Below are 26178 nucleotides of genomic sequence, written 5' to 3' on the forward strand. Positions count from 1 at the left end.
CCCTGTGGGAGAGTAGGACGCCGCCGAACAATCATTGTGGGAAAGCCCCGCACCAACCCTTACGGGTTCGGTGCGGGGCTTTTCTGCGTTTACGGCCCGTGTGTGGGCGGGTCGTATGCGCGCGTAGCCGACGACGCTTACCAATCGACGGGGTAGCTCTTGAGGCTGCTCGTGTCGAGCAGCCACCGGCCGGCGGTCACGCTGTCCCCGAAGGCGTAGGGAACCGTCTTGCGGTACCGGATGCCGTCCGGGCCTTCCGAGGGGTCGCCATGGACGGTGACGCTCTTCTTGTCTTTACGAGGGTCCACGACGACGTACAGCGGAACTCCCATCTTCGGGTAGTCGTGCAGCTTGTCGCGGATGTCGGTGAGGGAGTTGGTGCGGCGTCTGGGCTTCGATCTGACGGCGCAGCCTCACCACGTTCAGCCCGTGGGGAGCTGTGGGGCTCGTCATGGTTCCGCGAAGTCGTGCATGCGGTGCATTTGCTCGGGGGTGAGGTCGGCCATGATGTCCCTCCTGATGGGTGCCGTGACCAGCGTATTCAGACTGGTGCCGGTGCGTGCGCCTACCGCCGGCGGCTAGAGGCGGCCGGTGGCTTTCAGGGTGAGGTAGGTGTCCGCCAGGGTGGGGGCCAGGGTTTCCGGGGTGGCGTCGACCACGTGGACGCCGTGGCGGGTGAGCTGTTCCGCCGTGCGACGGCGTTGGGAACGGGACTGGGTGGCGGCCGCGGCCTCGTAGACCGCGTCCAGGGAACCGCGGGAGGCCGACATCCGTGCGATGTTCGGGTCGGCGACCGAGGCCAGGACCACCGTGTGGCGCTGGGTGAGTCGTGGGAGGAGCGGGAGCAGGCCCTCTTCGACGGGGGCGGCGTCCAGGCTGGTCAGGAGGACCACCAGGGAGCGGCGCGGGGCGCTGCGCAGGATCGTGGAAACCAGGGTGCGGGGGTCGGTCTCGACCAGCTCCGGTTCCAGGCCGGCCATGGCGTTGACGAACGCCGGCAGGGTGTCGGCCGCCGAGCGGGCCTGGACCTGGGCGCGGGGGCGGCGGTCGTGGGCCAGGAGGTCCACGCGGTCCCCGGCGCGCACGGCCAGGGCCGTCAGGAGCAGGGCCGCGTCCATGGCGGAGTCCAGCCGCGGGGCGTCCCCGACCCGGCCGGCCGACGTACGGCCCGTGTCCAGGCAGATCAGGATGTGGCGGTCGCGTTCGGGACGCCAGGTGCGGACGGCCACCCGGTTTTGGCGGGCGGTGGCGCGCCAGTCGATGGAGCGGGTGTCGTCGCCGGGGACGTAGTCGCGCAGGCTGTCGAACTCGGTGCCCGCACCGCGCGTCAGGACACTGGTGCGGCCGTCCAGTTCGCGCAGGCGCGCGAGGCGGGACGGGAGGTGCTTGCGGCTGGTGAACGGGGGCAGGACGCGGACCGTCCAGGGGACGGTGTGGGAGCCCTGACGGGTGAGGAGACCGAGCGGGCCGTACGAGCGGACGGTGACCCGGTCCGCCTGGCGGTCGCCGCGCCGGGTGGGGCGCAGACGGGTCGTCAGGAGGCGGCGTTCGCCGGCGGGGACGGTCAGGGAGTGCCGCGAGGCGGCCGTTTCGCTGCCGGGCTGCCAACTGCTGGGGGGCCAGGCGTCGCGGACGCGGGCGCGGAGCCCGCGTGAGGAGGGGTTGGTGACGGTGAGGTGGACGTCGGCGCTCTCACCGAGGCGGACCGAGGTGTCGCCGGAGCGGGTGAGCTTCAGGGTGCGTACGGGCGCCGCGAGGGCGTAGTCGACGGCGCAGGCCAGGCCGAGCGCGCCGTTGACGGCGAGGAAGCCCGTCCAGCTCGGTTCGAGGAGGCCGACGGGGAGGCTGCCGAGGGCCGCCAGCAGGGCGGCGCGTCCGGTGAGGGCCATCAGCGCGGGACGGGGACGTGGGAGAGGATCGCGGTGATCACCGCGTCCGGGGTGACGCCTTCCATCTCGGCTTCCGGGCGCAGTTGGACGCGGTGGCGCAGCGTCGGCAGGGCGAGGGCCTTCACGTCGTCGGGGGTGACGTAGTCGCGGCCGGTGAGCCAGGCCCAGGCGCGGGCGGTGGCGAGCAGGGCGGTCGCGCCGCGCGGGGAGACGCCGAGGGTGAGGGACGGCGATGCGCGGGTGGCGCGGCAGAGGTCCACCACGTACGCGGTGATCTCGGGGGAGACGGTGGTCTCGGCGACGGCCTTGCGGGCGGCTTCCAGCTGTTCGGCGCCGGCGACGGGGCGGATGCCGGCGGCGTGCAGGTCTCGCGGGTCGAAGCCGGCAGCGTGGCGGGACAGTACGCCGATCTCATCCTCGCGGGAGGGCAGGGGGATCGTCAGCTTGAGGAGGAAGCGGTCGAGTTGCGCCTCGGGGAGCGGGTACGTGCCCTCGTACTCGACCGGGTTCATGGTCGCCGCGACGAGGAACGGCTCGGGGAGCTTGCGGGGGAGGCCGTCGACGGTGACCTGGCGTTCCTCCATCGCCTCCAGGAGGGAGGCCTGGGTCTTGGGGGGCGTGCGGTTGATCTCGTCGGCGAGCAGGAGGTTCGTGAAGACCGGGCCGTCCTGGAAGGAGAACTCGGCGGTGCGGGCGTCGTAGACGAGGGAGCCGGTGACGTCGCTCGGCATCAGGTCGGGGGTGAACTGGACCCGCTTGGTGTCGAGGGAGAGCGAGGCGGCCAGGGCCCGTACGAGGAGGGTCTTGGCGACGCCGGGCACGCCTTCGAGCAGGACGTGGCCGCGGCACAGGAGGGCGACGACGAGACCCGTGACGGCGGAGTCCTGGCCGACCACGGCCTTGGCGATCTCGGTGCGGAGCGCTTCCAGGGAGGAACGGGCGCTGTCCGTGGTGGCCGTCATGAGGTGCGGACCTCTCTTTCGAGGGCGTCGAGGTGGTCGGCGAGCGCGACGAGTGCCGCGTCGTCGGCGGGGGTGGGGCCGAAGAGGGTGGTGGGCACGTCGGGGCCCGGGTGCGCGGGGCGTTGGACGCGGGCGGAGACGGCCGGGATCAGGGTGGCGGGGTCGTGGGCGTGGGCGGGCGGTACGCCGACCAGCGCGGCGAGGCGTTCGCGGGCGGCGGCGCGCAGCACGGTGGAGGCGCGGTCGCGGGCGTTGGCCTTGCGGTAGAGGCGGGCGCGGCCCTCGGTGGCCTCGGAGGCGCGGACGGCGACGGGCAGCCTCTCGGTGACGAGCGGGCCGAGGCGGCGGGCCCGCCAGAGGGCGGCGAGGGCGGCGGCGACGAAGAGTTGGAGCAGGGCCCAGAGCCAGCCCGACGGGACGAGGTCGATGAGGCTCTCGTCCTCGCCGGCGGGGTCGTCGGGCATGTCCGCGAGGGTCGGCAGGTACCAGATCAGTTCGGGGCGGGAGCCGAGGAGTTGGAGGGCGAGGGAGGCGTTGCCCTCGGTGGCGAGGTGTTCGTTGAGGAGGATCGCGTCGGAGCCGAGGAGGACGGTGTCCCCACCCTCGGTGGTGCCGGGCAGGACCAGGACGCTCGGGTCGCCTTCGTCGGGGTAGCAGCCGACGGCGCCGGGGAGGTCGCTGGTGTAGAGGCGGCCGGCGCCGGTGGTGGCCGGGCCGGCGGCGCCGGCGGCGGGCAGCGCGCATGCGGGGGCGAGCGCGGAGGTGCGGGAGCGGGCCTCGTGGGCGCGGGCGGCCGGGGCGAGCGTGGTGAGGCCGGGGCCGGGGGAGACCAGGACGGTGCGGCCGCCGGAGAGGTCCATGGCGGAGCGGAGGGCGAGCCGCTGGGGTTCGCCGAGGAGGTCGGGGTCGGTGACCAGGAGGGTGGTGCCGGGGCCGGCCGCCGCGGCGGCCTCGTCGGCGTTGGTGACGACCCGGGTGGTCACGCCCCGCTCCCGGAGCAGCTCGGCGAGGGCGCGGCTGCCCTGGGGTTCCGCGGAGCGGGGGTCGAGCCGGCCGTGCCGGTCGCCCGACTGGAGCACGGCCAGGACGGCGACGGCGAGGAGCAGGACGGCTCCGGCGAGGAGGAAGCCGCGGGTGCGGGTCCAGAGCTGGGCGGGGGTGAGGGCGGTGGAGGTCCGACCGGCGCCCCCGTTCCGGTGTGCGGCGGGCGGCGTGCCGGGGTCGTGTGTCGGGGTCGGGCCCGGGGTGGGGGCGGTCATGCGCGGGGTCCCGTCAGGAGGGGCTTCGCGCGCTCCAGGGTGAGGTCGAGGGCGCGCAGGCGCGCGTAGGCGGCGGAGTCGCCGGGGCGGCCCCCGTACGTCACGTCGTCGAAGGCGCGGGCGGCGGCGCGCAGCTCCGCGGCGTGGGCGGGCAGGGTCACGGCGGCTTCGGCGGCGGCCTCGTCGGCGGTGCGACCGGGGCGGGGGTCGATGAGGGTGCGTTCCTCCAGGGAGCGGACGACGGCCCGCATGGCTTCCTGGACGGCCTCGGTCCAGGCTCCGGCCGCGGCATGGGCGTCGGAGGCCGCGCGGTGGTCGGCGGCGCTGCGCGGGCCCTCGTCGAACAGGCCGCCGACGCCGGTGGCGGTGCGGCGGGGGGAGCCGAGCCGCCACCACAGGGCGACGACGACCAGCACGATCAGGATCAGGATGACCAGGACCCCGAAGGCGCCCCCGGGGGTGGCTTCGGAGGCGCTCCCGAACAGTCCGTCGAGCCAGTGCGCGAACCGGCGCCAGGCGCGGGTCAGGAGGCCGGGGTCGTTCTGGTGGTAGAGCGCCTTGGACAGCTCGCGCTCGGCGGCCTCGCGGGCCGGCTCGCGCGGTGTCGTCACCGGTGGTGTCCCGTCGCGCGACGGGAGCGTCGTGACGCTCGTGATGAGGCCCCCCGTGCTCATCATCGGCGGGTCAGCCCCCGGTCGTGCCGGAGTGCTCGACGCCCGCGGCCCGGGCGAGCTCCAGGTCCAGGGCCTCGCGGCGGATGCGCTGGTCGACGTAGAGCAGGACGGTGACGCCGGACTGGAGGGGCAAGGTGACGGTCTGGGCGATGATCACGCCGACGCCGCTGAGGACGAGGACGCCCCAGGCGGTGGCGGCCGTGCCGCTCTGGAGGCCGTTCATGCCGCCGCCGAAGAGGATCAGGCCGAGGATGGTCATGGGCCAGGTGATGATCGCCGCGACGACACCGGCGATGAGGCCGGTCAGCAGGCTGATGCCGAAGACGCGCCACCAGGAGCCCTGGACGAGCTTGGAGGAGCGGCCGAAGGCCTTGCGGACGGTGCACTTCTCCAGCATCAGCGCGGCCGAGGCCAGGGTGAACTTGATGCCCAGCCAGATCAGCAGCGGGAAGGCGATGACGATGCCGAGGATGACCAGGCCGGTGCTTCCGGCGAGGATGCCCGGCAGCATCAGCACTCCGCCGAGGAGCACGGCGCCGACGCCCATGATCAGGGTGAGCCCGATCAGGCGCGGGAGCTGGGGGCGGGCGTCGCGCCAGGCGGCGGAGACGGTGGAGGAGTGACCGAGCACCGCGCGGCTGAAGATCATCGTCAGCATGGCGGTGGCCACGATCGTGCCGAGGAGCTGGATGAACCCGGTGGCGACCTCGAAGGCCAGAGTGGAGCCGAGGTCGTTGACCACGTCGTCGAGTCTCGGTTTCGCGCCGGAGGTCGTCGTGGTGGAGAGGTCCGCGAACACGTACTTCTGCAGGAGGACGCCGATCACCTGGATGACCGTGGCCACGACCAGGGTGATGGGCAGCACCGAGCGCCAGTGCGCGCGCATGGTGGCCATGGCGCCGTCGAGGATCTCGCCGAGGCCGAGCGGGCGCAGCGGGATGACCCCGGGCTTGGCGGCCGGGGGCCTGCCCCACTGGCCGGCGCCACCCGGATGGCCGTACGGGCCCTGGGAGCCCGCGTACGGAGCCGTGGGCGCTCCCGCGTACGGTGTGCCCGGGGGAGTGCCCCAGCCTTGCTGCTGGGGCTGCTGAGGCTGCTGGGGCGGGGTCTGGCCGGGGGTCGGGCTCGACCACTGGCCGGGCGGCGGCTGATCGGCGGACCACTTGGAGTCGTCGGTGGGCCCCGCGGACGGTCGGTCGGCGCCTTCGCCGTCCGCGGGCCTGTCGTCGGAACCCCGGTCGTCGGACGGGGTTCCGGGCGCGGCCCAGCCCGGAGAGTCGTTCATCGTCGCTCCTTCACGTGCACCTGCCGTGGCGGGCGCGCTGCTCGGCTGCCATCGTGCCACGGGGCGGCTCCGGGCGGACGGGCCCTCCCCAGGATCTTCGGTCCGTCGCTCCCTTCAATTGTCCTGCGGATCCGAGGCAGACTGGTCGCCCTGATCACCACGCAGGTCCGAGGGGCGATTTCCAGCCCTTTTGGCTGTGGGACAGCTCACCGCCAGGTAACGATTAGCTAATGGGATGATGTCAAGCATGAAGGGACGAGTCCTTGTCGTCGACGACGACACCGCGCTGGCCGAGATGCTCGGCATTGTGCTGCGTGGAGAAGGTTTTGAGCCGTCGTTCGTAGCGGACGGTGACAAGGCGCTGGCTGCCTTCCGGGAGGCGAAGCCGGATCTGGTACTGCTCGACCTCATGCTTCCCGGACGGGACGGCATAGAGGTGTGCAGGCTGATCAGGGCCGAGTCGGGCGTACCGATCGTCATGCTCACCGCCAAGAGCGACACGGTGGACGTCGTGGTGGGCCTGGAGTCCGGTGCCGACGACTACATCGTGAAGCCGTTCAAACCGAAGGAGCTGGTCGCCCGCATCCGGGCCCGCCTGCGCCGGTCGGAGGAGCCCGCGCCCGAGCAGCTGACCATCGGTGACCTGGTCATCGACGTGGCCGGGCACTCGGTCAAGCGCGAGGGTGCCTCGATCGCCCTGACCCCGCTCGAGTTCGACCTGCTGGTCGCCCTCGCGCGCAAGCCCTGGCAGGTGTTCACCCGCGAGGTGCTGCTGGAGCAGGTCTGGGGCTACCGGCACGCGGCGGACACCCGCCTGGTCAACGTGCACGTACAGCGCCTGCGCTCCAAGGTCGAGAAGGATCCGGAGCGCCCAGAGATCGTCGTGACGGTGCGCGGTGTCGGCTACAAGGCCGGACCGAGCTGACGTGCAGCCCGGCAAGTCCCGTGGCGACTCCCGCGGGGGAGTCGGGCGGGGCGGCCGGCCCCTGCGCCGTGGAACCGGCGGGGTGACCGGCGGTCCCGTGCTGCGGCTGTGCGCACGCCTCGTGGGCCGGCCGCTGCTTCCGGCTGTCCGGTTGTGGCGGCGCAACATCCAGATCCGGGTGATCGCGGCCACCGTGCTGATGTCGCTCGCCGTGGTCCTCGCGCTCGGCTGGGTCGTCGTGGCACAGGTCAGCAAGGGGCTCCTCGACGCCAAGGAGGAGGCCGCGCAGAGCCAGGCCGCGGGCGGGTTCGCGGTCGCACAGGAGAAGGCCAACACCCCGTTCGCGGTGGACGGCGCCGACGTCACCGACAACAAGGTCGGCCGCGACGCCAGCACCTGGATGAACTCGCTGGTCAAACAGCTCGCCAGTGGCGGACAGACCGCCTTCGAGGTGGTCGCGCTCGGCGCCGGTACGGGAGAGGAGGCGCCCGGCCAGGGCGTCAAGGGCGCACGCGCCTCGGGCAACGTGGACCCGACCGCGAGCGTCCCCATCACGCTGCGCCGGGCCGTCAACCACGGCACCGGAACCTTCAAGACCTTCTCGGAGATCCGCTACACCGCCGGGACCGGGGAGAAGAAGCCCGAGCCCGCGCTGGTCGTGGGCAAGCGGGTCACCGACATCAACGGGGATCCGTACGACCTCTACTACCTCTTCCCGCTGACGCAGGAGGAGGAGTCCCTCAACCTGGTCAAGAGCACCATCGCCACCGCCGGACTCTTCGTCGTGGTGCTGCTCAGCGCCATCGCCTGGCTGGTCGTGCGCCAGGTGGTCACGCCGGTGCGGATGGCCGCCGGCATCGCCGAGCGGCTCTCGGCCGGGCGGCTCCAGGAGCGGATGAAGGTCACCGGCGAGGACGACATCGCCCGCCTCGGCGAGGCCTTCAACAAGATGGCCCAGAACCTCCAGAGCAAGATCCAGCAGCTGGAGGAGCTCTCGCGGATGCAGCGCCGCTTCGTCTCGGACGTCTCGCACGAGCTGCGGACCCCGCTGACGACCGTGCGCATGGCCGCCGACGTCATCCACGACGCCCGCGTCGACTTCGACCCCATCACCGCGCGCTCCGCCGAACTGCTCGCCGGGCAGCTCGACCGCTTCGAGTCCCTCCTCGCCGACCTGCTGGAGATCAGCCGGTTCGACGCGGGCGCGGCCGCGCTGGAGGCCGAGCCCATCGACCTGCGCGAGGTCGTGCGCCGGGTCATCGACGGGGCCGAACCGCTCGCCGAGCACAAGAGGACCCGGATCCGGGTCCTCGGGGACACCCAGCCCGTCATCGCCGAGGCCGACTCGCGGCGGGTCGAGCGGGTGCTGCGCAACCTCGTCGTCAACGCCGTCGAGCACGGGGAGGGCCGCGACGTGGTGGTCCGGCTCGCCTCGGCGGGCGGAGCCGTCGCGGTGGCCGTCCGCGACTACGGGGTCGGGCTCAAGCCCGGCGAGGCCACCCGCGTCTTCAACCGCTTCTGGCGGGCCGACCCGGCCCGGGCGCGCACCACCGGCGGAACCGGCCTCGGCCTGTCCATCGCCGTCGAGGACGCCCGGCTGCACGGGGGCTGGCTCCAGGCCTGGGGCGAGCCCGGCGGCGGGTCCCAGTTCCGCCTGACCCTGCCCCGCACCGCCGACGAGCCGCTGCGCGGATCGCCGATCCCGCTGGAGCCCGAGGACTCGCGGGGCAACCGGGCCAGGGCCGCCGCCGACGCCGCCCAGCGGGCCGCGGGAGCGGGCGGACGCCCCGCCGGGGCCCCCGAGCGGCCCGACCGCTCCCCGATACCGCCGAGGCCGGCGGTCACCACCGCCCAGCCGGTGCCCGCCGACCCCACGGCGCTGCCGGGCAACGGGGCCCGGGTCGTGGCCCGACCGACCGAACAGCCGGCGCAGCCCGCACGAGGACAGCAGGAGGATGGATCCGGTGGAGGACGCTGAGCGGGCGGCGGCGGGAGGCGTACGGGGCTCCGTACGGGCTGCGGAGCGGTCCCCGGGGCCGGGCGGGACGCGCGGGCTCGCCGTCCTGGCCGCCGCCGGGATGCTGCTGGCCGGCTGCGCCTCCATGCCCAACCAGGGCGAGATCCGCCGGGTGGACGCCTCCCAGGGCGTCGACTCCCAGGTCCGGGTCTTCGGCGCGCCACCGGCCGACCGGGCCGGTCCGGCCGACATCGTCGACGGCTTCCTGGAGGCCATGACCAGCGACGACCCGCAGCTGGCGACCGCCCGCAAGTACCTCACCGACCAGGCCGCGAAGGACTGGCGGCCCGGCTCCGCCGTCACGGTCCTGTCCGCGGGCCGCGACACCGTCCCCGTGACGGGCGAGAAGGACCCCGAGGGGCCCCGCTGGAAGGTGTCCGGCAAGAAGCTCGCGACCGTCGACGAACGCAGCGCCTACCAGCCCGAGACCGGCGGCAAGCGCTACGAGGAGTACCTCCAGCTCGTCCGGGTCAAGGACCAGTGGCGGATCGCGACCCCGCCCAGCGGCCTGGTGCTCAGCGAGTCCGACTTCCAACGCATCTACAAGCCGGTCAACAAGTACTACTTCGCGGGCAACACGCTCGTCGCCGACCCGGTGTACGTGCGCCAGCGCAACGACCCCGAGTCCCGCATGGACCCGACCACGCAGACCGTGCAGTCGCTGCTCGCCGGCCCCTCCAAGTGGCTCGGGCCGGTCGTGTCCACCGCCTTCCCGACCGGCACCGCACTGCCCGAGGGAACCAAGTCCCTCTCGTACGACGGTCAGAACACCCTGCGCGTCCCGCTGAACGAGAAGGCCGAGAACGTCGGCCAGCCGCAGTGCCAGAAGATGGCCACCCAACTCATGTACACCGTGCGGGACCTGATCGCCTCGCGGCTGGAACGGGTTGAACTCCTGCGCGCCGACGGCAAGTCCTCGCTGTGCTGGGTGACGGCGGGGTCGAGCGCGGGCTTCGCGACCCGGCCGCCGTTCCCCGAGCACCAGTACTACGTGGACAAGGACTCCCGGCTGGTCCGCATGACGCTCGACGTCAACGCCGAGGAGCAACAGCAGCAGGACAAGCCGGAGCCGGCCCCCGGACCACTGGCCACGGCCACCGGTTTCAAGGTGGGCACGGCGGCGGTCACCTACGACGAGAAGCGGGCCGCGGTCGTCGGCGAGGACGGGCACGGGCTGTACGTCGTCACGCTGACCACGGCCGGGGCGATGCCGCAGCCGGTCCTGGGCGGCAAGACGTCCAGGCTGACCGCCCCGAGCTGGGACGCGCGCGGCGACCTGTGGATCGCCGACGTCGACCCGCAGAACCAGGCCCTGTGGCGGATCCCCGGCGGCACCGGGACCCCGCAGAAGGTGGACGTGGCCGGGCTGGACGGCGGTCGGATCAGCGCGCTGAAGGCCTCTTCGGACGGGGTGCGCCTGGCGCTCGTCGTCGAGAAGGAGGGCGGGCGCAAGAACCTCTACATCGGACGGATCGAGCGGCCCGACGGCAAGGAGGACGCCACCGCGGTCTCGGTGCGCGAGCTGCGTCCGGCCGCCCCGCAGATGGCCGAGGTGACGGCCATGAGCTGGGCGCCGCACGGGCGGCTGCTCGTGGTGGGCCGGGAGAGCGGGGGCGTGGACCAGGCCCGGTACATGCTGGCCGACGGGTCGATGGTGGCGGCGAGCCTGCCCGGGGCGACCGGGCTGAAGGCCATCGCCGCGTCCGAGGACGAGTCGAAGCCGGTGGTGGGCTACTCCGGCGAGGACGGGATCGGCATCGTGTGGCTGCCGCCGGGGGCGCAGTGGCGCACGGTGGCGGCGGGTGGCCGGGCGCCGGTCTACCCGGGCTGAGCGGCGGGGTCTTCCACCGGCCGATCTTCCACGGCCCGGTCGTCCGCGCCGAATCTGTTTTCCACACTCCGGATTTCCGCGGCCCGGTTTTCCACACCCGGTTTTCCACAGGGGTCGCGCGCGCCGGTTTCCGGCGGCAGGCTGGATCCATGCGGGGGTGGTGGCAGGAGCTGGCCGGGCTGGTGCTGCCGTCGCCCTGCGCGGGCTGCGGGGCCGGGCGGGAGCTGGTGTGCGCCGGCTGCCGGGACGCGCTGGGCGGAGCGGGCGCCGGGCCGGTGCGTCCGACCGAACGCCGGGCGGGGCCCGTCGGGCTGCCGCCGGTGTGCGCGGGCGCCCCGTACGAAGGGGCCGTGCGCGCCGTCCTGCTGGCCCACAAGGAGCGCGGGGCGCTCCCGCTGGCCGGGCCCCTCGGCGCGACCCTGGCGGCGGCCGTCCTGCGCACGGGTGCGGGGCGGGCGCGTGCGGGACGGGCGGGGGCCGGAGCCGGGCCCGGGGAACTGCTGCTCGTCCCCGTGCCGTCGGCGCGGCGGACGCTGCGGGCGCGCGGGCACGACCCGGCGCGCAGGACCGCCCTGGCGGCCTCGGCGCGGCTGCGCCGGGAGGGCGTCGCGGCGCGGGTGGTGCCCGTACTGCGGTTGCGGCGGCGGGTGGCCGACCAGGCGGGGTTGGGGGCGCGGGAGCGGCTGGCGAACCTGTCGGGCGCCTTGGAGGCGGTGCGCGCGGGGTCGCGGCTGACGGCCGGCGGGCGGATCCTGTTGGTGGACGACGTGATCACGACGGGGGCCACTCTGGCGGAGGCGGCCCGGGCCTTGAGGGCGGCCGGACTGCGGGTGGAGGAGGCCGCCGTGGTGGCGGCTCCGACGGAATCTTTCGTGCGGATCCGGTCGACAACCCGTGCGGACCAAAAATCTTGCGAATAGATTTGGAACTGCCGGGGAATGCGCAACGTTGCAGGTAGTAAGAGTGAACAGCCACCTGAACGGAGGTAGGTTCCGGTAGCGGGTGCCGACAACCGGCATTGAGGGATATGTTCGGTTGTGAGGAACTGGCGATCCTCGGGTTCCGGGTATCGGAGCACCGGTCCGCTCGTTTTGGAATCTTCGTGGCAGGTGGGTTCTCTCTACTCCGAAGTCGGTGGGATGTAGATCTTGCCGATGGGGGAGGAGGAGGTGAAAGTCGCCAAGTCCGAGGCTTCGGTGTTCACCGGAGCCTGGTGCGAAAGGGAGACGCTTCGCCACTGAGGGCGGGGCTCTCCGGGAACGGAGTTCTGCGTGGACATCGTCGTCAAGGGCCGCAAGACCGAGGTGCCCGAGCGGTTCCGCAAGCACGTGGCCGAGAAGCTGAATCCGGAGCGGATCCAGAAGCTCGACGCCAAGGTGATCAGCTTGGACGTCGAGGTGTCCAAGGAGCACAACCCGCGTCAGGCCGACCGTTCCGACCGCGTGGAGATCACCCTGCGTTCGCGGGGCCCGGTGATTCGTGCCGAGGCGTCCGCACCCGACGCGTACGCGGCGCTCGACCTCGCTCAGGACAAGCTGGAGGCCCGGCTGCGCAAGCAGCACGACAAGCGCTACACCCGGCGTGGGAGCGGCCGGATCTCGGCGGCCGAGGTCGCCGATGTGGTGCCCGGCGTCGCGTCGCTCAACGCCAACGGCGAGACGGTCGCGGAGGAGAACGCGGACGGGATTCCGACCACGCGGATCGGGCCCCTCGAAGTGCAGGGCGAAGGCCCGCTCATCGTCCGCGAGAAGACCCACTCGGCCGGCCCCATGTCCCTCGACCAGGCGCTGTACGAAATGGAACTCGTCGGCCACGACTTCTACCTGTTCGTGGACTCCGACACCAAGATGCCCAGCGTCGTCTACCGCCGTCACGCCTACGACTACGGCGTCGTCCACCTGAACGCCGACGGGGCTTCCAGCTCGGACGAACCGGCCGCCGGCGCGGGTGGCGCGCTCGGAGGCTGATCCCTCGATTTCACCGCCCCCGCGGAAACGCCCCGGCGTTCCGCGGGGGCACCTGTGTGCGAAGACATGGCCGATAGTCGTCGGTACTGACTGGTAATGACGGCCTTATTGAGCCGGACGGCTTCCGCAGGACCCCCTCGCGGCCATCGGGGCATGGAATCATGTCGGGCAGTCAGGCGGCGGTCGATACAGCCGGTTTGACCCAGCAGCTGAGCACATGCAGGGGGAGGAACCATGGCGGACAGCTTCGGGCCGGTACGCGGTGACGACGGCACGGGCTGCCGCGAGGCGGACCGCGGGGACCGGAGGGACGCGGCGGGGCCGGGCGGGCCTGGTGTCGGGGAGCCCATCCGGGTCCTGGTGGTCGACGACCACGCCCTCTTCCGGCGCGGACTGGAGATCGTCCTCGCGCAGGAGGAGGACATCCAGGTCGTCGGCGAGGCCGGGGACGGGGCGGAGGCCGTGGACAAGGCCGCCGACCTGCTGCCGGACATCGTGCTGATGGACGTGCGGATGCCCCGCCGCGGCGGCATCGAGGCCTGCACCTCCATCAAGGAGGTGGCCCCCTCCGCGAAGATCATCATGCTGACGATCAGCGACGAGGAGGCGGACCTCTACGAGGCGATCAAGGCGGGCGCGACGGGCTACCTCCTCAAGGAGATCTCCACGGACGAGGTGGCCACGGCCATCCGCGCGGTGGCGGACGGCCAGTCCCAGATCAGCCCGTCGATGGCGTCGAAGCTCCTCACCGAGTTCAAGTCGATGATCCAACGCACCGACGAGCGCCGGCTGGTGCCGGCGCCGCGGCTGACCGACCGCGAGCTGGAGGTCCTCAAGCTGGTGGCCACCGGGATGAACAACCGCGACATCGCCAAGCAGCTGTTCATCTCCGAGAACACCGTGAAGAACCACGTGCGCAACATCCTGGAGAAGCTCCAGCTGCACTCCCGCATGGAAGCGGTCGTGTACGCGATGCGGGAGAAGATCCTGGAGATCCGCTGAGCGGACCGGTCCCGGCGGATATGGTCCCGGCGGATCCACTCCCCGGGCCGGTTCCGGCGGACCGCGTCCCGGTCCGGACTCCCGTCAGAGCGCGGCCAGTTCGGAGGTGACGGCCGCAGCCTCGGCGTCCGAGGAGGCGCGCTCCACGCGGACCGCGTCACAGCCGACCCACTCCGCCGCCTCCCGCAGGGCCCGGGCCATCGCGCCGGCGGCCTTCGGGGTGGTCAGCGAGAGTTGGCGGGCGACCAGGGTGCTTCCCTCGCGGCCCGGGTCCACGCGCCCGAGGAGGCGCCCGTCGGCCAGCAGCGGCATCGCGAAGTAGCCGTGGATCCGCTTGGGCCGCGGGACGTACGCCTCCAGGCGATGGGTGAAGTCGAAGATCCGCTCGGTGCGGGGCCGGTCCCAGACCAGCGAGTCGAACGGGGACAGCAGGGTGGTGCGGTGGCGCCCGCGCGGTACGGAGGCCAACGCCGCCGGGTCGGCCCAGGCCGGCTTCCCCCAGCCCGCCACCTCCACCGGGACCAGCCCCGAGTCCTCGACCACCGCGTCGAACTGCTCGCCCTTGAGCCGGTGGTAGTCGGCGATGTCGGCGCGGGTGCCCACCCCCAGGGAGCGCCCGGCCAGGGACACCAGTCGGCGCAGGCACTCGCGGTCGTCGAGGTCGTCGTGGAGCAGCGCTTCGGGGACGGCCCGCTCGGGGAGGTCGTAGACGCGCTTCCAGCCGCGCCGTTCGGCGCAGACCACGTCACCGGTGTCGAGAAGCCACTCCACCGCGATCTTGGTCTCGGACCATTCGAACCACTCCCCGCCGTTCTTGGCGCCACCCAGCTCGGTGGAGGTCAGCGGGCCCTCGGTACGCAGCCGGTCCAGGACCGCCTTCGTCGAGCGGTCCTTGTCCTGGAGTAGGTGCCAGCGGTGGCCGCGCGCCCGCCGGGCCCGGCGGCGGAAGGCGAAGTGCGGCCACTCCTCGATCGGCAGCACGCAGGCCGCGTGGGACCAGTACTCGAAGGCGTGGCTGTCGGACCAGTACGCCCGCTCCACGGCGGGCCTGCCCACCGCGCCGAGGCGGGCGTACGGGATCAGCTCGTGCGAGCGGGCCAGCACCGAGATGGTGTCGAGCTGGACGGCGCCCAGGTGCCGCAGCACGCCCCGGACCCCGCCCCGGCGGTCGGGGGCCCCGAGGAAGCCCTGCGCGCGCAGGGCGATCCGGCGGGCCTCGTCGGCGGAGAGGGAGAGCGTCGGGCGCGGTGGGGTCAGGGGCGTCATGCGCGCACCCTAGAGGGCGCCACCGACAGCGGGCAGGTACGGCAGGGGGGACGGGAGGCCGAGGTCGCCGGGGAGCAGGGAGGCGACCCAGCAGTCCCGGGCGGTGCCCTGGTGCCTGCCGGAGCCGCGCAGGACGCCCTCGTAGTGGAAGCCGGCCTTCTCGGCGACGGCCCGGGAGCCCGCGTTGCCCACCTCCGCGCGCCACTCCAGGCGCAGGGCGCCCAGCTCGGTGAAGGTCCAGCGGGCGACGGCCCGCAGGGCCTCGGTCGTGTAGCCGTTGCCCCGGTGCTCCTTGACCGCCCAGTAGCCGACCTCCAGGGTGTCCTCGCCGCGCCGGTGCACGCCTATCGCCGCGACCAGCGGTCCGCCGGGGCCCCGGCGGACGGCGAACGAGTAGCCGGTGTCCTCGCGCCAGCCGGTCGGGACGATCTCACCGACGAAGGTCTTCGCGTGCGCGCGTTCGTAGGGGGAGGGGATCATGGTCCAGCGCCGGACGTCGGGGTCCTGCGCGGCGGCGTAGACCTCGTCCTCGTCGGCGGGCGTGAAGGCGCGCAGGTCGAGGCGCGGCGTCGTCAGTGTGGTGGGCTCCATGGGCGGATTCTCCCGGAGGGGGCCCGGGTCGGCGAGCAGTTTTCGTCGACACCGGCACCTTCGGAGCCTCCCGTACGTTCTCAATCCGGGCGCCCGTGCCCTGCGGATACGGCGGACCTCCCGGCGTGACCACGTCCTCGCTTACGATGGCCGTTGCGGTGGGGCCCACCTGCCGTGCCCGGTTACGAACAGTGCCCAGGCCCGACCGGCAAGGAGACATACCTCGGTGTCCGTCTTCAACAAGCTCATGCGTGCAGGCGAAGGCAAGATCCTGCGCAAACTGCACCGCATCGCGGACCAGGTCAACTCCATCGAAGAGGACTTCGTCAACCTCTCCGACGCCGAGTTGCGCGCGCTCACGGACGAGTACAAGCAGCGGTACCAGGACGGCGAGAGCCTCGACGACCTGCTGCCCGAGGCCTTCGCGACCGTACGCGAGGCCGCGAAGCGCGTCCTCGGTCAGCGTCACTACGACGTGCAGATCATGGGTGGCGCGGCCCTGCACCTCGGCTACGTGGCCGAGATGAAGACCGGTGAGGGCAAGACCCTCGTCGGCACGCTCCCCGCCTACCTCAACGCGCTGTCCGACAAGGGCGTCCACCTGATCACGGTGAACGACTACCTCGCCGAGCGCGACTCCGAGATGATGGGCCGGGTGCACAAGTTCCTCGGCCTGGAGGTCGGCTGCATCCTGGCGAACATGTCGCCGGCGCAGCGTCGGGAGCAGTACGGCTGTGACGTCACGTACGGCACGAACAACGAGTTCGGCTTCGACTACCTGCGCGACAACATGGCGTGGTCGCAGGAAGAGCTGGTCCAGCGCGGCCACAACTTCGCCGTGGTCGACGAGGTCGACTCGATCCTGGTCGACGAGGCCCGCACCCCGCTGATCATCTCCGGTCCCGCGGACCAGGCCACGAAGTGGTACGCCGACTTCGCGAAGCTGGTCACCCGCCTGACCAAGGGCGAGGCCGGTCAGCCGCTCAAGGGCATCGAGGAGACCGGCGACTACGAGGTCGACGAGAAGAAGCGCACCGTCGCCATCCACGAGGCCGGTGTCGCCAAGGTCGAGGACTGGCTCGGCATCGAGAACCTGTACGAGTCGGTGAACACCCCCCTCGTCGGTTACCTCAACAACGCGATCAAGGCCAAGGAACTCTTCAAGGTCGACAAGGACTACGTCGTCATCGACGGCGAAGTCATGATCGTCGACGAGCACACGGGCCGCATCCTCGCCGGTCGCCGGTACAACGAGGGCATGCACCAGGCGATCGAGGCCAAGGAGGGGGTGGACATCAAGGACGAGAACCAGACCCTCGCCACGATCACCCTCCAGAACTTCTTCCGCCTCTACTCGAAGCTGTCCGGCATGACCGGTACGGCCATGACCGAGGCCGCCGAGTTCCACCAGATCTACAAGCTGGGCGTCGTCCCGATCCCGACCAACCGGGCGATGGTCCGCAAGGACCAGGCGGACCTGATCTACCGCACCGAGGTCGCGAAGTTCGCCGCGGTCGTCGACGACATCGCCGAGAAGCACGAGAAGGGCCAGCCGATCCTCGTCGGCACCACCTCGGTCGAGAAGTCCGAGTACCTCTCGCAGCAGCTCTCCAAGCGCGGCGTCCCGCACGAGGTCCTCAACGCGAAGCAGCACGAGCGCGAGGCCTCGATCGTCGCCCAGGCGGGTCGCCGCGGCGCCGTCACGGTCGCCACGAACATGGCCGGTCGCGGTACCGACATCAAGCTCGGCGGCAACCCGGACGACCTCGCCGAGGCGGAGCTGCGCCAGCGCGGCATCGACCCGGAGGAGCACATCGAGGAGTGGGCGCAGGCCCTGCCCGAGGCGCTCCTGCGTGCGGAGGCGGCCGTGAAGGCCGAGTTCGAGGAGGTCAAGTCCCTCGGCGGGCTCTACGTGCTGGGCACCGAGCGCCACGAGTCGCGCCGTATCGACAACCAGCTGCGCGGTCGCTCCGGCCGTCAGGGAGACCCGGGCGAGTCCCGCTTCTACCTGTCGCTCGGCGACGACCTGATGCGCCTGTTCAAGGCGCAGATGGTCGAGCGCGTCATGTCGATGGCGAACGTGCCGGACGACGTCCCGATCGAGAACAAGATGGTGACGCGGGCCATCGCCTCGGCCCAGTCGCAGGTCGAGACGCAGAACTTCGAGACCCGCAAGAACGTCCTCAAGTACGACGAGGTCCTCAACAGCCAGCGCGAGGTCATCTACGGCGAGCGCCGCCGCGTCCTGGAGGGCGAGGACCTGCACGAGCAGGTCGTCTTCTTCATGGACGACACGATCGACGCGTACATCGCGGCCGAGACCGTCGAGGGCTTCGCCGAGGAGTGGGACCTGGACCGGCTGTGGGGCGCCTTCCGGCAGCTCTACCCGCTCAAGGTGACGGTGGACGAGCTGGAGGAGGCCGCCGGGGACCGGGCCGGCATCACCGCCGAGTTCATCGCGGAGTCCGTCAAGGACGACATCCACGAGCAGTACGCCTCGCGCGAGAAGACCCTCGGCTCCGACGTCATGCGCGAGCTGGAGCGGCGCGTGGTCCTGTCGGTGCTCGACCGCAAGTGGCGTGAGCACCTGTACGAGATGGACTACCTCCAGGAGGGCATCGGCCTGCGGGCGATGGCCCAGAAGGACCCGCTGGTCGAGTACCAGCGCGAGGGCTTCGACATGTTCAACGCCATGATGGAGGGCATCAAGGAGGAGTCCGTCGGCTACCTGTTCAACCTGGAGGTCCAGGTCGAGCAGCAGGTCGAGGAGCTTCCGGTGCAGGACGCCCCCTCCCTGACGAAGGAGCCGGCCCGCCCGGAGATCCGGGCCAAGGGCCTGGACGCTCCGCAGCGCCCGGACCGGCTGCACTTCTCCGCTCCGTCGGTGGACGGGGAGGGCGGTGTCGTCGAGGGCGAGTTCGACCACGACGGCTCCGAGGGCGGGGACGGTCTGACGCGTGCCGAGCGGCGCAAGGCCGCCAAGGCCTCGGGCGGACGCCGCCGCAAGAAGTAGCCGGGCCCTTCGGGGCACGTCGTGACACGGCCGGGGCCGGACACCGCTGGGTGTCCGGCCCCGGCCGTTCGCGGTACGGGCGTACGGGCGTAAGGGCGTACGGGCGTACGGGCCTGAGTACGGGCGTAAGGGTGCCGGGGGCCCGCGCGGGCGTCGGGGCGGGCGGTCAGGGGCGCGGAGGACCGACCTCGATCGCCGCGCAGCGCCAGCGCAGGTCGGCGCCCTGTTCGAGGCGGAAGGCCATCGCCGAGACCCGGTCGCCCGTGGCGACGCGGGCGAAGGCCTCGATGACCCCCGGGCCCGGGTGGAAGCGGCCGCACTGGCGCAGGACCGGGCGGGGGCGCTCGCGCGGGGGCCCGCTCGGGGCCAGGGCGACGAGCTGCTCGTAGGCCTCGCCGACCGTCAGGCCGAGCAGCGAGTGGACCGGGCGCCGGCCGCTCAGCACCGCCAGGAGGCGCTCCGCGAACCAGTCGTGGGGGCCGGGCCGGCGCACCGCGCGGGGCGTGGCCCGGGGGCGCCGGAGGTCGCGCCGACCGGCGGGACCGGTGCGGTTGCCCTCGCCACCGCTCGCGGTGCGGGTGCTGCGGGTGGTGGTCTTCATGGCGGTTCCCCCCGAACGGGCCGGGCCCGGCGGGGGTGCCGGGCTGCGGTGTGTCCCGGATGTCTACGGGCGGGGAACAGGCCCCGCAACGGGCCCCTCGGGGGCGCGCCGGGGCGGGGCCCGTTCACCTATCCAGGTCGGCGCCGGTCGGGTGGGGGGCCCGGGGGCCGGGGCGCGCGGACGGCGGTGGACGCGGCCGGGGCGCGCCGCCGAGGCCCGAAGGGGTACGGCCCGCTCACTCCGGCGGACGCACCCCGTCGGGCCGGCCGCGAACGGCGCAGGGGGGCTCCGGCGGAGCGGGGCGCGGTCGTATCCTGAGGGCGTTCCCGACTACCGAAAGCAGCCGGCCATGCGCGTGTACGTCCCCCTGACCCTTACCGGGCTCGCCGAGGCGCACCAGGCGGGCGAGTTGGGCCCCGCCCCGCTCCGCGCCTACGCCGTGACCCCCGGGCTGCGGGAGTGGTACGTCTCGGACGACGTCGAGGAGCTGGAGTACGCGGCCCTCGGTCGGGCCTCCGAGGCTTCCCTGCGCCTCCTGGCGGCCGACGGGGCCGCGCCCCGCCGTCGGATCGTGGTGGCCGTGGACGTGGACGACAAGGCCGCCGTGGCCGTTCCCGGGGACGACGAGGCCGCCCTCGGGCAGGTCACCCTCGCCGCGCCGGTCCGGCTCACCGTGGCCGCGGCCGTGCACACCGACGTGTACGACGCCGAGCGGGACGTGGCCGCCGCGGCGGAGGCGATCGGCGCGGCCGACGCCGGGGACGACGAGGCCCGCTCCGCCGTCGACGGGGCCGCGGACCACGAGCTGCTGTGGTTCGGCGTCCAGGAGATCCCGGGGCTGCTGAAATGACCCACCTGGTCTGGGACTGGAACGGCACGCTGCTGCACGACATCGACGCGGTGATGGCGGCCACCAACGCCTCCTTCGCGGAGCTGGGCTTCGCGCCGATCACCCTGGCGACCTACCGCGACCTGTACGTGGTGCCGGTGCCCAAGTTCTACGAGCGCCTCATGGGCCGGCTGCCCACCGAGGCGGAGTGGCTGCTCATGGACGAGACCTTTCACCGGCACTACTGGTCCGCCGCCGAGACCGCGGGCCTCGCCGAGGGCGCCCTGGAGCTGCTGCGGGGTTGGCAGCGCGACGGGCTGACCCAGTCGCTGCTGTCCCTCGCGCCCCACGACAAGCTGGTGCCGCTCGTGCGGACGCACGGCATCCACGGGCACTTCCTGCGCGTCGACGGACGCACCGGGCCCTCCCACACATCCAAGGCGGGGCACCTCGTCCGCCATATGGCCGCACTGGAGTCCTCGGGTGTGGAAGCCGGCCGGACCGTCCTCATCGGGGACGCCGTCGACGACGCCCTGGCGGCCGCGCACGTGGGCGCGTACGCGGTGTTGTACACGGGCGGTTCGCACAGCCGCAGCAGTCTGGAATCGGCCGGCGTCCCCGTCGTGGACACGCTGGCGGAAGCCGTAGCCACAGCTCGGGAACTGGCCGGATAGTGCCGGGCACGGGCACACGGCCACGTCGCTGGCCAGAGTGTCCAGGTTTCACCCCCGGATTTGTACAGATGCAGTGAATGACGGGCGGGGGGTGGGTGGGGATAGCCTGGACCCGTGATCAGCGCGATAGTCCTCGGGGGCACGGACGCCCCCGTCCCGCGCCCGGCGCACACACGTGCCCGGGCCCTCGCTGGTCCCCGCTGCCCGGACCTCGTGCCGATCTTGGCCGAAACCCTCCAGGGCGGCTTCACCGACGGCATAGCGTCGACAACGAATCCGGACGGACATCCCGCTTCGACGGGGCGCTGTGCCATTCCTTCCTTCACCTACGTCACGCAATGGCGCGCGACAGGAGCCAGAGGACATGCAGACCAAGCTGGACGAAGCAAAGGCCGAGCTGCTCGCGCGGGCGGCACGGGTAGCTGAGAACAGCCCGGCCGGGGGGCTACTTCCGACTGGGGCAGAGCGGGGGGAACGCACCGGCGCGGGCACCGCGCTCCCCTACCTCCAGCGCTACTACCTGCACACGGCACCCGAGGACCTCGCCGACCGGGACCCGGTCGACGTGTTCGGGGCGGCGCTCTCCCACTACCGGCTGGCCGAGAACCGACCGCAGGGCACCGCGAACGTGCGCGTGCACACCCCGACGGTCGAGGAGAACGGCTGGACCTCCAGCCACTCGGTCGTCGAGGTGGTCACCGACGACATGCCGTTCCTCGTGGACTCCGTCACCAACGAGCTGTCCCGCCAGGGCCGCGGCATCCACGTCGTGATCCACCCGCAGGTCGTCGTGCGCCGTGACGTCACCGGCAGGCTCATCGAGATCCTCGGCCCCGACTGCGACGCCCACGGTCCCCGCACCGCGCGCCCCCACGACTCCCTCGTGGAGTCCTGGATCCACGTCGAGATCGACCGCGAGACCGACAAGGCCGACCTCAAGCAGATCACCGTCGACCTGCTGCGCGTCCTGTCCGACGTCCGCGAGTCCGTCGAGGACTGGGAGAAGATGCGCGACGCCGCGCTGCGCATCGCCGACGAGCTGCCCGCCGAGCCCACCGCGCCCGACCTGCGCGAGTACGAGCTCGAAGAGGCCCGCGAGCTGCTGCGCTGGCTCGCCGACGACCACTTCACCTTCCTCGGCTTCCGCGAGTACAACCTCGTCGACGGCGACGCCCTCAGCGCCGTCCCCGGCACCGGCCTCGGCATCCTGCGCTCCGACCCGCTGCACAGCGGCAAGGAGGACGGCCACCCGGTGTCCCCGTCCTTCAACCGGCTGCCCGCCGACGCCCGCGCCAAGGCCCGCGAGCACCGCCTGCTGGTGCTGACCAAGGCCAACAGCCGCTCCACGGTGCACCGCCCCTCCTACCTCGACTATGTCGGGGTGAAGAAGTTCGACGCCGACGGCAACGTGGTCGGCGAGCGCCGCTTCCTCGGCCTGTTCTCCTCGGCCGCCTACACCGAGTCCGTGCGCCGCGTCCCGGTGGTCCGCCGCAAGGTCGCCGAGGTCCTGTCCGGCGCCGGTTTCGCGCCGTCCAGCCACGACGGCCGCGACCTGCTCCAGATCCTGGAGACCTACCCGCGCGACGAGCTGTTCCAGACCCCGGTCGACCAGCTCCGGGCCATCGTCACCTCCGTCCTGTACCTCCAGGAGCGCCGCCGGCTGCGCCTGTACCTGCGCCAGGATGAGTACGGCCGCTACTACTCCGCGCTGGTCTACCTGCCGCGCGACCGCTACACCACCGGCGTGCGGCTGCGCCTGATCGACATCCTGAAGGAGGAGCTCGACGGCATCAGCGTCGACTTCACCGCCTGGAACACCGAGTCGATCCTGTCCCGCATCCACTTCGTCGTCCGCGTCCCGCAGGGCACCGAACTGCCCGTGCTCACCGACGCCGATGTCGACCGCATCGAGGCCCGCCTGGTCGAGGCCGCCCGCTCCTGGGCCGACGGCTTCGGCGAGGCCCTCACCGCCGAGCTGGGCGAGGAGCGCGCCGCCGAGCTGCTGCGCAAGTACGGCACCTCCTTCCCCGAGGGCTACAAGGCCGACCACTCGCCGCGCGCGGCCGTCGCCGACCTGTGCCACCTGGAGCGGCTCTCCGCGAGCGAGCGCGAGTTCGCGCTGTCCCTCTACGAGCCGGTCGGCGCGGGCCCCGGCGAGCGCCGCTTCAAGATCTACCGGACCGGCGACCAGGTCTCCCTCTCCGCCGTCCTGCCGGTCCTCCAGCGCCTGGGCGTCGAGGTCACCGACGAGCGCCCCTACGAGCTGCGCCGCACCGACCGGGTCAGCGCCTGGATCTACGACTTCGGGCTGCGCATGCCGCTGGCGCCGGGCAACGGGGACTCCTACCTCGGCGACGACGCCCGCGAGCGCTTCCAGGAGGCCTTCGCGGCCGTCTGGACCGGCGACGCCGAGAACGACAACTTCAACACCCTCGTCCTGGGCGCCGGACTGACCTGGCGCCAGGCCGTGGTCCTGCGCGCGTACGCCAAGTACCTGCGCCAGGCCGGCTCCACCTTCAGCCAGGACTACATGGAGGACACCCTCCGCAACAACGTCCACACCACCCGGCTGCTGGTCTCCCTCTTCGAGGCCCGGATGTCGCCCGCCCGGCAGACCGCCGGCAGCGAGCTGGTCGACGCCATGCTGGAGGAGCTGGACGGGGCCCTGGACCAGGTCGCCTCGCTCGACGAGGACCGCATCCTGCGGGCGTTCCTCACCCTCATCAAGGCCACCCTGCGGACCAACTTCTTCCAGCTCAACGACTCGGGCGAGCAGCACTCCTACGTGTCGATGAAGTTCGACCCGCAGGCCATCCCGGACCTGCCGGCGCCGCGCCCGGCCTTCGAGATCTGGGTGTACTCCCCGCGCGTCGAGGGCGTCCACCTGCGCTTCGGCAAGGTCGCCCGCGGCGGCCTGCGCTGGTCGGACCGGCGCGAGGACTTCCGTACGGAGATCCTCGGCCTGGTCAAGGCGCAGATGGTCAAGAACACCGTCATCGTGCCGGTCGGCGCCAAGGGCGGCTTCGTCGCGAAGAACCTCCCCGACCCGTCGGTGGACCGCGACGCCTGGCTCGCCGAGGGCATCGCCTCGTACAAGATCTTCATCTCGGCGCTGCTCGACATCACCGACAACATGGTGGCCGGCGAGGTCCTGCCGCCCAAGGGCGTGGTCCGCCACGACGAGGACGACACCTACCTCGTCGTCGCCGCCGACAAGGGCACCGCCACCTTCTCCGACATCGCCAACGGCGTCGCGGAGGCCTACGGCTTCTGGCTGGGCGACGCCTTCGCCTCCGGCGGTTCCGCCGGCTACGACCACAAGGGCATGGGCATCACCGCCCGCGGTGCCTGGGTGTCGGTCGAGCGCCACTTCCGCGAGCTGGGCCACGACACCCAGAGCGAGGACTTCACCGTCGTCGGCGTCGGCGACATGTCCGGAGACGTCTTCGGCAACGGCATGCTGCTCTCCGAGCACATCCGCCTCGTCGCGGCCTTCGACCACCGGCACATCTTCATCGACCCGAACCCGGACGCGGCCACCTCCTACGCCGAGCGCCGCCGCCTCTTCGACCTGCCGCGTTCCTCGTGGGCGGACTACGACACCGCGCTGCTGTCGGCGGGTGGCGGGATCCACCCGCGCACCGCCAAGGCGATCCCGGTCAACGCGCAGATCCGCGAGGCCCTCGGCATCGAGGCGGGCGTCACCAAGATGACCCCCGCCGAGCTGATGCAGGCCGTCCTGCGGGCCCCGGTCGACCTGCTGTGGAACGGCGGCATCGGCACGTACGTCAAGGCGACCGCCGAGACGCACGCCGACGTCGGCGACAAGGCCAACGACGCCATCCGCGTCAACGGCTCGGACGTCCGCGCGAAGGTCATCGGCGAGGGCGGCAACCTCGGTCTGACCCAGCTCGGCCGCATCGAGTTCGCCCGCACCGGAGCCGGCGGCGACGGCGGCAAGATCAACACCGACGCCATCGACAACAGCGCCGGCGTGGACACCTCCGACCACGAGGTGAACATCAAGATCCTGCTCAACGCGGTGGTCACGGACGGCGACATGACCGTCAAGCAGCGCAACAAGCTGCTCGCCGAGATGACCGACGAGGTCGGCCGGCTGGTGCTGCGCAACAACTACGCGCAGAACACCGCGCTCGCCAACGGCGCCGCCCAGGCGCCCAGCCTGCTCCACGCCCAGCAACGCTTCATGCGCCGCCTGGAGCGCGCCGGGCTGCTCAACCGCGAGCTGGAGTTCCTGCCCACCGACCGGCAGATCCGCGAACTCCTGGGCAGCGGCAAGGGCCTGACCCAGCCGGAACTGGCCGTCCTCTTCGCCTACACCAAGATCACGGTGGCGGACGAACTGATCGCGACCGAGCTGCCGGACGACCCGTACCTGCGCCGTCTGCTGCTGGCCTACTTCCCGGGCGCCCTGCGCGGCACGTTCCCCGAGCAGATCGACGCGCACGCCCTGCGCCGGGAGATCATCACCACCCTCCTGGTCAACGACACCGTCAACACCGGCGGTTCGACCTTCCTGCACCGCCTGCGGGAGGAGACCGGAGCCTCCACCGAGGAGATCGTGCGGGCCCAGCTCTCGGCCCGCGAGATCTTCGGCATGGCCGAGGTCTGGGACGCCGTCGAGGCCCTGGACAACAAGGTCGCCGCCGATGTCCAGACCCGGGTGCGCCTGCACTCGCGCCGCCTGGTCGAGCGCGGCACCCGCTGGCTGCTGAACAACCGCCCGCAGCCGCTCCAGATCACCGAGACCATCGAGCTGTTCACGGCCCGGGTCGAGCAGGTGTGGTCGGAGCTGCCGAAGCTGGTGCGCGGCGCGGACCTGGAGTGGTACCGGTCGATCATGGACGAGCTGACCGGCGAGGGCGTGCCGGAGGAGCTCGCGGCGAAGGTCGCCGGCTTCTCCTCCGCCTTCCCGACGCTGGACATCGTCGCCATCGCCGACCGGACGGGCCTGGACCCCCTCGCCGTCGCCGAGGTGTACTACGACCTCGCCGACCGCCTGGAGATCACGCAGCTGATGGACCGCATCATCGAACTCCCGCGGTCCGACCGCTGGCAGTCGATGGCCCGTGCCTCCATCCGCGAGGACCTCTTCGCGGCGCACGCGGCCCTGACCTCAGACGTGCTGTCGGTGGGCAACGGCACTTCCACTCCCGAAGAGCGCTTCAAGGCGTGGGAGGACAAGAACGCGGCGATCATCGGGCGGGCCCGCTCGACCCTGGACGAGATCCGCGGGTCGGACGACTTCGACCTGGCGAACCTGTCCGTGGCGATGCGCACCATGCGCTCGCTGCTGCGCACGCACAGCTGAGCGACGCCCCCTCAAGGGGGGTGAACGCGGCGGCCCGGGACCACTGGTCCCGGGCCGCCGC

General features: G+C 72.2%; 19 protein-coding genes. 10 read left to right on the forward strand and 9 right to left on the reverse strand.

Annotated elements, in window-relative coordinates; all coding sequences use genetic code 11:
* Positions 1-137 precede the first annotated feature (137 nt).
* From ACIOD1_RS29915 to ACIOD1_RS29940, 6 genes are all read right to left on the reverse strand, one after another.
* Complete coding sequence (locus tag ACIOD1_RS29915; RefSeq protein ID WP_401905832.1) at positions 138-332, reverse strand: hypothetical protein; 195 nt, start codon at positions 330-332, stop codon at positions 138-140.
* Positions 333-578: 246 nt separating this feature from the next.
* Positions 579-1889: a DUF58 domain-containing protein gene (locus ACIOD1_RS29920; protein WP_401905834.1), complete on the reverse strand. Its 1311-nt coding sequence runs from the start codon at positions 1887-1889 to the stop codon at positions 579-581.
* Positions 1889-2851: a MoxR family ATPase gene (locus ACIOD1_RS29925; protein WP_365624386.1), complete on the reverse strand. Its 963-nt coding sequence runs from the start codon at positions 2849-2851 to the stop codon at positions 1889-1891. The genes ACIOD1_RS29920 and ACIOD1_RS29925 overlap by 1 nt, the downstream gene beginning before the upstream one ends.
* Complete coding sequence (locus ACIOD1_RS29930; RefSeq protein ID WP_365624383.1) at positions 2848-4110, reverse strand: DUF4350 domain-containing protein; 1263 nt, start codon at positions 4108-4110, stop codon at positions 2848-2850. The genes ACIOD1_RS29925 and ACIOD1_RS29930 overlap by 4 nt, the downstream gene beginning before the upstream one ends.
* Positions 4107-4787 carry a DUF4129 domain-containing protein gene (locus ACIOD1_RS29935; protein ID WP_365624380.1) on the reverse strand — a complete coding sequence of 227 codons (681 nt, stop codon included), beginning with the start codon at positions 4785-4787 and terminating at the stop codon, positions 4107-4109. Before ACIOD1_RS29935 ends, ACIOD1_RS29930 begins: the two co-directional genes overlap by 4 nt.
* 7 nt (positions 4788-4794) lie before the next feature.
* Positions 4795-6069: a glycerophosphoryl diester phosphodiesterase membrane domain-containing protein gene (locus ACIOD1_RS29940; RefSeq protein WP_401905836.1), complete on the reverse strand. Its 1275-nt coding sequence runs from the start codon at positions 6067-6069 to the stop codon at positions 4795-4797.
* 235 nt (positions 6070-6304) lie between these two features.
* Between ACIOD1_RS29940 and mtrA the strand changes: the two genes are divergently transcribed.
* The 6 genes from mtrA (at position 6305) to ACIOD1_RS29970 (ending at position 13811) form a co-directional block, all read left to right on the forward strand.
* Complete coding sequence (mtrA, locus tag ACIOD1_RS29945) at positions 6305-6994, forward strand: two-component system response regulator MtrA (RefSeq protein ID WP_328298976.1); 690 nt, start codon at positions 6305-6307, stop codon at positions 6992-6994.
* 97 nt (positions 6995-7091) lie between these two features.
* A complete protein-coding gene (gene mtrB / locus ACIOD1_RS29950; protein ID WP_365624432.1) occupies positions 7092-8972 on the forward strand; it encodes an MtrAB system histidine kinase MtrB in 1881 nt (626 codons plus the stop codon).
* Complete coding sequence (locus ACIOD1_RS29955; RefSeq protein ID WP_401905839.1) at positions 8959-10842, forward strand: LpqB family beta-propeller domain-containing protein; 1884 nt, start codon at positions 8959-8961, stop codon at positions 10840-10842. Before mtrB ends, ACIOD1_RS29955 begins: the two co-directional genes overlap by 14 nt.
* Positions 10843-10991: 149 nt before the next feature.
* Positions 10992-11762 (forward strand): ComF family protein, encoded by a 771-nt coding sequence (locus tag ACIOD1_RS29960; RefSeq protein ID WP_401905840.1) that lies wholly within the window; start codon positions 10992-10994, stop codon positions 11760-11762.
* Between the two features lie 351 nt (positions 11763-12113).
* The gene (hpf, locus tag ACIOD1_RS29965; RefSeq protein WP_365624366.1) at positions 12114-12809 is read left to right on the forward strand and encodes a ribosome hibernation-promoting factor, HPF/YfiA family; all 696 of its coding nucleotides are present in this window, start codon (positions 12114-12116) and stop codon (positions 12807-12809) included.
* A 234-nt stretch (positions 12810-13043) separates the two neighbouring features.
* Positions 13044-13811 (forward strand): response regulator, encoded by a 768-nt coding sequence (locus ACIOD1_RS29970; protein ID WP_401905842.1) that lies wholly within the window; start codon positions 13044-13046, stop codon positions 13809-13811.
* Between the two features lie 84 nt (positions 13812-13895).
* Here the strand turns inward: ACIOD1_RS29970 and ACIOD1_RS29975 are convergent, their stop codons facing one another.
* Positions 13896-15077: a DNA glycosylase AlkZ-like family protein gene (locus ACIOD1_RS29975; RefSeq protein ID WP_365624360.1), complete on the reverse strand. Its 1182-nt coding sequence runs from the start codon at positions 15075-15077 to the stop codon at positions 13896-13898.
* 9 nt (positions 15078-15086) lie between these two features.
* Positions 15087-15668, reverse strand: a complete 582-nt coding sequence (locus tag ACIOD1_RS29980; RefSeq protein ID WP_365624357.1) for a GNAT family N-acetyltransferase — start codon at positions 15666-15668, stop codon at positions 15087-15089.
* A 226-nt stretch (positions 15669-15894) separates the two neighbouring features.
* Between ACIOD1_RS29980 and secA the strand changes: the two genes are divergently transcribed.
* The gene (gene secA / locus ACIOD1_RS29985) at positions 15895-18681 is read left to right on the forward strand and encodes a preprotein translocase subunit SecA (RefSeq protein WP_365624354.1); all 2787 of its coding nucleotides are present in this window, start codon (positions 15895-15897) and stop codon (positions 18679-18681) included.
* Between the two features lie 166 nt (positions 18682-18847).
* Here the strand turns inward: secA and ACIOD1_RS29990 are convergent, their stop codons facing one another.
* On the reverse strand, positions 18848-19282 hold the full coding sequence (locus ACIOD1_RS29990) for an Rv3235 family protein (protein ID WP_365624351.1): 435 nt from the start codon (positions 19280-19282) through the stop codon (positions 18848-18850).
* 349 nt (positions 19283-19631) lie between these two features.
* Here ACIOD1_RS29990 and ACIOD1_RS29995 point away from each other — a divergent pair, with 349 nt between their 5' ends.
* From ACIOD1_RS29995 to ACIOD1_RS30005, 3 genes are all read left to right on the forward strand, one after another.
* Positions 19632-20132: a DUF6912 family protein gene (locus ACIOD1_RS29995; protein ID WP_365624348.1), complete on the forward strand. Its 501-nt coding sequence runs from the start codon at positions 19632-19634 to the stop codon at positions 20130-20132.
* A complete protein-coding gene (locus ACIOD1_RS30000) occupies positions 20129-20785 on the forward strand; it encodes an HAD family hydrolase (protein ID WP_365624345.1) in 657 nt (218 codons plus the stop codon). The genes ACIOD1_RS29995 and ACIOD1_RS30000 overlap by 4 nt, the downstream gene beginning before the upstream one ends.
* 364 nt (positions 20786-21149) lie before the next feature.
* Entirely contained in the window at positions 21150-26117 is a 4968-nt protein-coding gene (locus ACIOD1_RS30005) for an NAD-glutamate dehydrogenase (RefSeq protein ID WP_401905847.1), read from the forward strand.
* The last annotated feature ends 61 nt before the right edge of the window (positions 26118-26178 follow it).

Source organism: Streptomyces sp. NPDC088097, from assembly GCF_044741845.1.
Lineage (GTDB): Bacteria > Actinomycetota > Actinomycetes > Streptomycetales > Streptomycetaceae > Streptomyces.

Coding starts and splice junctions, on each gene's coding strand:
- ACIOD1_RS29915 (WP_401905832.1), bottom strand. CDS start 332: ATGGGAGTTCCGCTGTACGTCGTCGTGGACCCTCGTAAAGACAAGAAG.
- ACIOD1_RS29920 (WP_401905834.1), bottom strand. CDS start 1,889: ATGGCCCTCACCGGACGCGCCGCCCTGCTGGCGGCCCTCGGCAGCCTC.
- ACIOD1_RS29925 (WP_365624386.1), bottom strand. CDS start 2,851: ATGACGGCCACCACGGACAGCGCCCGTTCCTCCCTGGAAGCGCTCCGC.
- ACIOD1_RS29930 (WP_365624383.1), bottom strand. CDS start 4,110: ATGACCGCCCCCACCCCGGGCCCGACCCCGACACACGACCCCGGCACG.
- ACIOD1_RS29935 (WP_365624380.1), bottom strand. CDS start 4,787: ATGATGAGCACGGGGGGCCTCATCACGAGCGTCACGACGCTCCCGTCG.
- ACIOD1_RS29940 (WP_401905836.1), bottom strand. CDS start 6,069: ATGAACGACTCTCCGGGCTGGGCCGCGCCCGGAACCCCGTCCGACGAC.
- mtrA (WP_328298976.1), top strand. CDS start 6,305: ATGATGTCAAGCATGAAGGGACGAGTCCTTGTCGTCGACGACGACACC.
- ACIOD1_RS29960 (WP_401905840.1), top strand. CDS start 10,992: ATGCGGGGGTGGTGGCAGGAGCTGGCCGGGCTGGTGCTGCCGTCGCCC.
- ACIOD1_RS29970 (WP_401905842.1), top strand. CDS start 13,044: ATGGCGGACAGCTTCGGGCCGGTACGCGGTGACGACGGCACGGGCTGC.
- ACIOD1_RS29975 (WP_365624360.1), bottom strand. CDS start 15,077: ATGACGCCCCTGACCCCACCGCGCCCGACGCTCTCCCTCTCCGCCGAC.
- ACIOD1_RS29980 (WP_365624357.1), bottom strand. CDS start 15,668: ATGGAGCCCACCACACTGACGACGCCGCGCCTCGACCTGCGCGCCTTC.
- ACIOD1_RS29990 (WP_365624351.1), bottom strand. CDS start 19,282: ATGAAGACCACCACCCGCAGCACCCGCACCGCGAGCGGTGGCGAGGGC.
- ACIOD1_RS29995 (WP_365624348.1), top strand. CDS start 19,632: ATGCGCGTGTACGTCCCCCTGACCCTTACCGGGCTCGCCGAGGCGCAC.
- ACIOD1_RS30000 (WP_365624345.1), top strand. CDS start 20,129: ATGACCCACCTGGTCTGGGACTGGAACGGCACGCTGCTGCACGACATC.
- ACIOD1_RS30005 (WP_401905847.1), top strand. CDS start 21,150: ATGCAGACCAAGCTGGACGAAGCAAAGGCCGAGCTGCTCGCGCGGGCG.